We start from the raw sequence: 7,800 nt of genomic DNA on the forward strand, positions 1-7,800 counted from the left end.
GATTAAAGTACCTCATAAAACGTTCACAGTAAGCGGTGAAGAAGTCATTCACGATATTGACGTTTGGAAGGATTGTGAATGCAAGGATCAGCGACGCATAGACCGGGCGTTTGATTCGAGTAAAATCACATGGGAGTTCCAGAAAAAAACGTTCGATAACTTCTCTCTAGGCAACCGTCCAGAAGCTGTAAGGGATGCATACCATTGCGCCAGAGACTATAAGGTTAGGTTTCCTAAGTTACTAATAAGTAGGCACAATAGCATTGCATTGCTGGGGAGACCAGGTAGCGGAAAAACGCACTTACTCATGGCGGTATCAAACGAGCTTATGAGCCAGGGCTACAAGGTACTGTACTTCCCTTGGGTAGAGGGATTCAGTGAGATTAAGGACGATCTAAGTATGACGGAGGAACGGACGCGGCGTATGCAGGAAGTGGATGTACTCTATATAGACGATATGTTCAAGGGGCGCGAGAAGCTTACTCCGTTCCAACTCGAAGTTGCTTTTGCTGTTATCAATCATCGGTATATGGAGAAGAAGCCCATATTAGTATCCTCGGAACGCGACATCGATCAGATATGTGACTTGGACGAGGGATTAGGAAGCAGGATCAATGAAATGTGTAAAAACTATCTCGTACTCCTTAAAGGCGGCAAAGAGTTTAATTACAGACTAAGCAACGACTAAACAATGGAGTGGAACGAGGGGAGTGAAGGGAAGTTGAGCAAAGCAATTACAAAAGAAGAGATGCAGAATACAAAGGCATTTCTCTTAAATCACAAGCAGGATAGTATCCTTACACAGAATTATGAAAAAAATGAAGATAAAAGAGTGGTAACAAGTGAGCAGAAAGAAGAGTACGAGGCCGCAAAAAAAAGAATTGAAGTTATAGAAACCGTGTTATCTCTCATTACAGACGACGATACGAGGCAGATAATCGAATACCGATACGTGAAAGGACTTTCAAGAAAATACGTAAATGCCCGCATCAACTATGTTGAAAGAACGATAGATAGAAGGGCAGAGCTTGGCATAAAGTTGATTATCCAAAATCTAAAGCGGTTAGGGTTTGCAGGATATATATATCCAGGTAATCCTTTAATGGAATATTTACATGCAGCTAAGAAGATTTTAGATGATTACCCAAAATCGAAGCTTATTGTAAAAGACTATGAGGAACATAAGGAGACTTCAACTGAACTACAAAGGAAAGTGTACGAGCAAAGCAAACTAAACGTAGAAATTGCTGAAAGAGCAGTTTCAGTAATTGCTGATAGCGAAACTAGGAAATTAGTAGAATTCAGGTTCATCAAAGGAAACACACGTAAGCTCACTGTACTTCGCTTCACCGGAAGCATATCGGAATCAACGATTGATCGAAGGTTGGAAGAAGGCATACGGCAGATAGCCGATACGTTGGCATCTTGGGTCTAGTACATCTATTGAAAACAACAATCTATAGTGGCGTACCTCCATAACAAGAACTAATCTCTCAGCTCACAATTAAACAAAATCATTAATGAAATTGGAGGAAAGAAAATGAATATTTCACAGGAATTAAAGGACCAGCTGAAAGAGAATCGGTTAGACCAGTATCGAGCTAGGATCTTCAATTTACAAATGGACTTAGCATTATACGAATCGGCTAACGATAAAGAGATGATCGATAAAACCCAAAAAGCACTAGAAACTGGAATGCAGGCATATGCAGTAGTGGAGGCGATGTAATGGGTAACATTAGCCTTCCAAGACCTGAAGAAGGAATGTCCAATGAAGATATAATGGATCTCTTCGCTAAGATGTCCAAGACAGTAGAATGGTTAGCCAATGGTAGAATTGATTCGGTGAACGTTAGGGAAATCGGTGGATTCAACGTGTCGAAGGATACCCTAAAACATAGCTCGGGCATCGTGGGTATGAGTTCGGATGGTACTGATGATTTGAGTATTCGTTTTTGGGCTGGTAGTGCAGATCCAACCACTGCTCCGTTCCGCGTGCAACAGGATGGGAGCATGTACAGCACAAAGGGAAACATTGGTGGTTTTGTAATTGGACAAAAGTCGCTGACAGATGTGGCCGGAACATTTGGGCTTTCTTCCGTGGTTACGTCTGGAAATGATCTTAGATATTGGGCAGGAAGCGCAACGGCTGGTTCAGCTCCCTTCCGTGTTTATGAGGATGGAACCGTTCATGCCTCAAATCTAAATATTACAGGGGGTTCAATAAACGCTGGATTTGATGTAACCATTGGAAATAAGCTTCATATGAACCAGTATAGCTTTGGGAACGGCATAGACTGGGGTTCAATTCAGATTTATATTGATCCAGCCGCAGCCTCACTAAGATTTGTTGCTCCTAGTGGAATCTATGCAAATGGCAAACGGATAGATGTATAATTGCATATTATGGTATAATGTCCCAAATTGTATTTGGAGGCTAACCATGAAAAAATTAGTCGTTGGTTTCATAGCAGGATTTATATTAGCTACTGCAAGTGCTGTATATGCTGATGAAGGCTTGCAAAAAGTAGAGGCTTACTTACGGCCTTCATTACCAATATCGTTAAATGGTAAAACCATTACACTTGATAGTCCGCCAGCAATGATTGACGGATCAACTTATTTAAAATTACGCGATGTTTCCAAATTGACAGGTTTGGTAGTGAATTGGAACGAAAATAATCAAACTGTTGAACTCGGAACATCTAGCTCAGGGGTGACAAATATGACAACTAATTCTACTCCGTCAAGTTCTATTCAAGAAACGAAATTTAAAGACTTAAGAGCTATTTATGTTAATGGAACAACGTACTTCAGTCCAGCTGATTATAATATGGCAGCAAAAGATGGGGAAGTTTGGGGATTTGATTCTATTACAAGAAGCACTCACATCAAGAAAAAGGATGGAACTTCAATCAATATTAACGTGGACGACCTATCTGCAGTGCAGTTTTTTAACGGCGAAACTTATATCAACATTGAATATTATCCGGGTGATTGATTCAAAAGATAAACCTGCACTTATTATTATTGCGAATGATTGAAAGGATAAGGCAGTAAATGCATCCCAATAGGTTGCTTACTGCCTTTTTATTTACAAAAAAGAAAAGAGAGAGGTGCTGATGACACAATGAATTTTGTTCAGCCGATTAGGGATGTTGAAGCTATTGTGGAGATAAAAAATTATTTAAAAGATACCAACGAAAGAGACTACGTCCTATTTGTCGCTGGTATTAATGCAGGTTTACACATATCTGATTTACTATCACTCAGAGTAGGAGATGTTAAGGGGACGCATATCGAATTTTTAGAGAAAGAAACAGGTAAGCTGCAACGAAGGGCAATAAATAATACGCTGAAAAAAGCATTGAATGAGTTTGTTACCGGGAAACCAGACGGAGAATACTTATTTAAATGCGATCAGAACGGGAAGAGATCAAGCACTGGGAACTCCCCCATGGATATAAAGATGGTATTTATAATGCTTAATAGAGTAGCCCGTAGGTTAGGTATAACAGATAACATAGGAACCGAGACTTTGAGGAAGACATTCGGCTATCACCTATATAAGCAGCAACAACATAGTTTATGGATGATGAAAGAGTGGTTTCATCTTAAAAGTGAACTTGAGGTCTTAAGATATATCGGAGCTATTGATGATTTAGAACGTAATAAGCATGATTATGTACTTGATCTATAAAAGGCGGGGGAGTTAATGAATTTTGTACAACCCATCCGTGATGAAGATAAACTCGTCGATATTCAGAGATATTTAATGGCAACTAATGAAAGAAATTACATTCTATTTGTTCTAGGCACCTACACTGGACTTCGTATCTCAGATATACTTAGGCTCCAGGTTGGTATGGTCAAAGGCAGCCAGATTAGTATCCGCGAGAAGAAGACAGGGAAAAAGAGATTGATCCCAATCAATCCGGATCTAAAAATGGATCTAAAAAAGTACATTGTTGGTAGGCCGGACGATGAATACTTATTCAAAAGTAAAAGCAAAAATGCACCTATCACCCGGGACGCGGCATACAAAATGCTTAACACGGTAGCTCGGAAGTTTGAACTAAGTGAAATTGGAACACACACTCTTCGGAAAACCTTTGGCTACCATTTTTACTCCAAAACAAAGGATATTGCATTGTTAATGGAGATATTCAATCATAGTCATCCCTCAATAACCCTCCGCTATATAGGGATTAATCAGGAAACGATTGATAATTCTATGAATGAATTTAGGTACAGAAATTGGAGATAATCAAATGAAAACGTTACTAATAGAACATACCCTAAGACACTCACTTTAGTAACGTGAGTGTCTTTTTTAGTAACGCTAAACAATCCAATTATAGGATATATTTGAAATATATAGATAAAAAACTATTCATATTTAACCTATGAATAGTTTTTTATGAAAAGCATAATTTTAGGTTGAAAACATAGGGTTTTCGGGATTTAAAAAACTATTCACTTTATATGTTATGAATACGTAATTTTCTAAATTATGGATAAATAATTATAGATGTGGATAATTTATGGTTAACCTCTCACTTAACACCTGAAAGTAATTCGAATTTTTCGTTCAAACCAACTCGAATAAGTTTGCATAAGAGGTGCATACAAACAAAAGAGCAGTTCACTCAGGAAACGAATTAGGAGGAATTTTACAATGGAAAGTAATTCTTTATTGCAAAATGTTAAGAAAAGTGATGTGACATTCAGCGATTCTAGGGGTCCTAAACAAGAGTGCAATACTGACATTTCCAAGAAAGGAATTGAACCAATAACAGAAATCGAGTCCAGACTAGGTCATTTGTCGAGGACACTGGAAGAATCAAGCTTGGAAGAAATTAAAACAATTAAGGAACACCTGATACAGCATGTAAAGCAAGGGGGTTATATAGAACCCGATGAAGCTTTAATTTTAATTGTGTACTTCTTCGATCTGCATATCCATGCGAAAGAACATAAAACAATGAGAGAGGAGTTGTTGGCATGGTGAGCAAGCAAACGTCCAAAGCGTTACTAGCGTCAACGGATGATAATGAATATGACCTTATACATTATATCTGGGATTTATGCAAAGGCATGTCATGCTCTGAGCTTAAGAATTGGAAGTCTAAAGCTAACGCTCTGCCAGATGTAGATGGTTCAAAAGTTAAAGACTTATTTAACGAGCTGATTGACCTTCATATTCAAGCGGCAGAAGCGTTAGTTATTTGATTGTAAGTTGATATTTCTAATACAAAACTAGTAATTCTAAAATCAGCCAAAACAATAATAGCGTATGGTTAGTAATCGTTTTGTGTGGCATAAGTTTCAAAAACCTTCGTATTTGGAACGATTGATGAAATAGAGGAAAAGAATCCGTATTAGAGGGGAAAATAGTTCCTAAAGTCGTTCCTAATTCTATGTTGCATAAACGTACGAGAATATGATACGATATGTAATATAAATGGCTATAAGGAGCGATACTGGATGAAAATAGGGTATGCGAGAGTTTCAACAATTGATCAATCACTTGATATGCAAATTGATGCTTTAAATGGTGCAGGATGTGAACGCCTATATACCGAGAAAGCAAGCGGTGCTAAAGATGATCGGAAAGAACTTGAGCGTGCTTTAGATTCATTAAGGCAGGGAGATGTCTTTGTCGTGTACAAACTGGATCGATTGGCACGTTCTACTAAGAAGCTAATCGAAGTTTATGAAAGACTAGCTGAACTAGGTGTAGAGCTAGTAAGTATATGTGATGGATTAGATACTACCACACCAACTGGCAGAGCAATGTTTAAGATGATAGGAGTTATAGCTGAGCTAGAGAGGGAAATGATTGTTGAACGTACGAGGGCTGGACTAGCGGCTTCCAGAGCAAGAGGGCGTAATGGTGGAAGACCAAAGACAGATACTAAGAAGGTTGAGCGCGCAATTAAGTTATATGACACGCAGAAACATTCGATTACAGAGATTGAGGAAATGACAGGTATCAAGAAAGCAACTCTTTATAGAGCATTGAAGGCACGTAGTAGTTTTTAATAGTGCCTAGTTATCCGAAATATTAGCCACGCAGAAACAGCGAAGCCCGAGGAATAGCCCTTGGGCTTTTTTGTTGCGTCATGTTGTATTCAATAAAAAGGAATATATTTCTATTAAAAGTTGAGTTTTGGAATCTACTGTTCTATAATTGCTGAGTTGTCTCGAACAGATCATTGAGTGAGGTTGTTTCATATTGTATTAGGAGGGGTACTTTGCTTACAGTACAGAATATTGCATTAATTAGTGATCTTGTGAGGCTGCCTAAGGATGTTTTGAGAGATGTTTGTACAAATATTAACCTCCCATCTGACGGCACAATGGAAGAACTTGCTGAGCGTATTTGGACAAGAATCTCCAAAGATAGGCACTTGCAGGATGATGCATTGGAAGCTTGCAAAGGACGTCTTTTTGGTGGTAAGACTGCGATTTGCTGGTACACACTTGATACTGATGGACAATTGACAGGATTAAAAAAATTGATGGTTGATAACTTAGGTTACAATCCTTTCGAACAGCAGAAGTTCCCACACAACGATGACATCACGACCACACCTGTGCTGATTAGTGGGGCACCAGGGAATTCAGAAGGAGAATATTTCTTAAGATTTATTCATAAAACAGGAGTAGTTCGTAATTTCTACGGCACAGAAATGACTTTACGACCTAAAACTAGTATTACCACCATGTATGTTAACGAAACTACTAAGTGTTTAGAGATCCGTAGTGATCCAAAGACAGCGGATAAAGTGGCAAAGAGTTTTGCTACCCTAATTAATCAGACAATTGCACTGGGTCAAAATGATATTATGGCTCCATTTGGCCACAGCGCTGAGAAGATTGCTGATACATTAGGTGGAGAATTATTCGACGCAGACGCAAAGCCTGAGTATATCCTAGCTAACTTTTCGGAAGAACAGGCACAGGCGGTTGTTCAGATACTGGGTACGCTTGATAACTATTTCGCTGATGATAACGTCACTGTACTTCAGGAAGGACTAGAACAAGCAAAGGAAAACTTTGGGACAGAACATTTAGCTGTTCCATTTACAGCATTAATATTAAATGGATTGGACAAAATAGGAATGGGTGTAAATGGGCGAGATCTTCGTGGCCTGCCACTCTATGACTTCTTAAAACCATATCTTCAACCTCAAGGTGGTCATATTAAGTTCTCTATGAATGAAGATGGAATAAGCACCGACCATACGATAAGGGTTGGTCTAAAGACTAATAGCATCGTGTTTGCAACTCCAGCCACGGAGAGCGTAATTGGCTATGTACGGGATCGACTTGTGAATATATAATTAGGAATAAAGGGAGGTGTAATTGCTATGGGTACAGTATGGGATATCGACAAATGGGTAGATGATGCATCAGGAACTTCTATTTTGAGATTTTATCCAACAGCTGTTTCCAAAGCGACTGACCTGCCTATTCCTGTTGTATTTAAACAGCTTCTTAAACTTGTTGATTCACAGAAAATTAATCTTCTATGGGAAGTACGCTGCCCAGAATGCTTTTCTACTGTAAAGATATTAAGCAAAAAGGATGCCGTACTAAATGTAGAATTAGATTGCCAATATGGGCATGAGTTCGAGGTTTCGGCAGACTATATCTTCCCTGTCTTCGAAATCGCTTCTGAATATAAAGAATACATTCAGTCGCTAAAAAAAACTACGACTGACCAATCGACTAACAAGGATTTCCAGATACCTCTGTTGAAGTATATAAGACATACTTTGATGGGGGTTTTCT

General features: G+C 38.7%; 12 protein-coding genes. All 12 read left to right on the plus strand.

Annotation, left to right across the window (positions count from 1 at the left end; all coding sequences use genetic code 11):
- The first annotated feature begins 1 nt into the window (after position 1).
- A complete protein-coding gene (locus A8708_RS18260; protein ID WP_239696765.1) occupies positions 2-688 on the plus strand; it encodes an ATP-binding protein in 687 nt (228 codons plus the stop codon).
- A 3-nt stretch (positions 689-691) separates the two neighbouring features.
- Positions 692-1,435: a hypothetical protein gene (locus A8708_RS18265; RefSeq protein WP_068665972.1), complete on the plus strand. Its 744-nt coding sequence runs from the start codon at positions 692-694 to the stop codon at positions 1,433-1,435.
- A gap of 105 nt (positions 1,436-1,540) precedes the next feature.
- Positions 1,541-1,729, plus strand: coding sequence for a hypothetical protein (locus tag A8708_RS18270; protein WP_068665974.1), 189 nt, complete (start codon positions 1,541-1,543; stop codon positions 1,727-1,729).
- A complete protein-coding gene (locus tag A8708_RS18275; protein WP_068665976.1) occupies positions 1,729-2,397 on the plus strand; it encodes a hypothetical protein in 669 nt (222 codons plus the stop codon). The genes A8708_RS18270 and A8708_RS18275 overlap by 1 nt, the downstream gene beginning before the upstream one ends.
- 46 nt (positions 2,398-2,443) lie before the next feature.
- On the plus strand, positions 2,444-3,001 hold the full coding sequence (locus tag A8708_RS18280) for a stalk domain-containing protein (protein ID WP_068665978.1): 558 nt from the start codon (positions 2,444-2,446) through the stop codon (positions 2,999-3,001).
- Between the two features lie 129 nt (positions 3,002-3,130).
- Complete coding sequence (locus tag A8708_RS18285) at positions 3,131-3,700, plus strand: tyrosine-type recombinase/integrase (protein ID WP_068665980.1); 570 nt, start codon at positions 3,131-3,133, stop codon at positions 3,698-3,700.
- A gap of 15 nt (positions 3,701-3,715) precedes the next feature.
- The gene (locus A8708_RS18290; RefSeq protein ID WP_068665982.1) at positions 3,716-4,267 is read left to right on the plus strand and encodes a site-specific integrase; all 552 of its coding nucleotides are present in this window, start codon (positions 3,716-3,718) and stop codon (positions 4,265-4,267) included.
- A 411-nt stretch (positions 4,268-4,678) separates the two neighbouring features.
- On the plus strand, positions 4,679-5,011 hold the full coding sequence (locus A8708_RS18295; RefSeq protein WP_068665984.1) for a hypothetical protein: 333 nt from the start codon (positions 4,679-4,681) through the stop codon (positions 5,009-5,011).
- Positions 5,005-5,232, plus strand: coding sequence for a hypothetical protein (locus A8708_RS18300; protein WP_068665986.1), 228 nt, complete (start codon positions 5,005-5,007; stop codon positions 5,230-5,232). Before A8708_RS18295 ends, A8708_RS18300 begins: the two co-directional genes overlap by 7 nt.
- A gap of 255 nt (positions 5,233-5,487) precedes the next feature.
- The gene (locus A8708_RS18305) at positions 5,488-6,045 is read left to right on the plus strand and encodes a recombinase family protein (protein WP_068665988.1); all 558 of its coding nucleotides are present in this window, start codon (positions 5,488-5,490) and stop codon (positions 6,043-6,045) included.
- 212 nt (positions 6,046-6,257) lie between these two features.
- Complete coding sequence (locus A8708_RS18310; RefSeq protein ID WP_068665990.1) at positions 6,258-7,349, plus strand: hypothetical protein; 1,092 nt, start codon at positions 6,258-6,260, stop codon at positions 7,347-7,349.
- Between the two features lie 27 nt (positions 7,350-7,376).
- Positions 7,377-7,800, plus strand: a 424-nt coding sequence (locus tag A8708_RS18315) for a hypothetical protein (protein WP_157264865.1), incomplete at its 3' end; no start/stop codon positions are given.

It is taken from the genome of Paenibacillus oryzisoli (assembly GCF_001653565.1).
Taxonomy (GTDB): domain Bacteria; phylum Bacillota; class Bacilli; order Paenibacillales; family NBRC-103111; genus Paenibacillus_E; species Paenibacillus_E oryzisoli.

Coding starts and splice junctions, on each gene's coding strand:
- A8708_RS18290 (WP_068665982.1), top strand. CDS start 3,716: ATGAATTTTGTACAACCCATCCGTGATGAAGATAAACTCGTCGATATT.
- A8708_RS18265 (WP_068665972.1), top strand. CDS start 692: ATGGAGTGGAACGAGGGGAGTGAAGGGAAGTTGAGCAAAGCAATTACA.
- A8708_RS18285 (WP_068665980.1), top strand. CDS start 3,131: ATGAATTTTGTTCAGCCGATTAGGGATGTTGAAGCTATTGTGGAGATA.
- A8708_RS18300 (WP_068665986.1), top strand. CDS start 5,005: ATGGTGAGCAAGCAAACGTCCAAAGCGTTACTAGCGTCAACGGATGAT.
- A8708_RS18270 (WP_068665974.1), top strand. CDS start 1,541: ATGAATATTTCACAGGAATTAAAGGACCAGCTGAAAGAGAATCGGTTA.
- A8708_RS18305 (WP_068665988.1), top strand. CDS start 5,488: ATGAAAATAGGGTATGCGAGAGTTTCAACAATTGATCAATCACTTGAT.
- A8708_RS18280 (WP_068665978.1), top strand. CDS start 2,444: ATGAAAAAATTAGTCGTTGGTTTCATAGCAGGATTTATATTAGCTACT.
- A8708_RS18295 (WP_068665984.1), top strand. CDS start 4,679: ATGGAAAGTAATTCTTTATTGCAAAATGTTAAGAAAAGTGATGTGACA.
- A8708_RS18275 (WP_068665976.1), top strand. CDS start 1,729: ATGGGTAACATTAGCCTTCCAAGACCTGAAGAAGGAATGTCCAATGAA.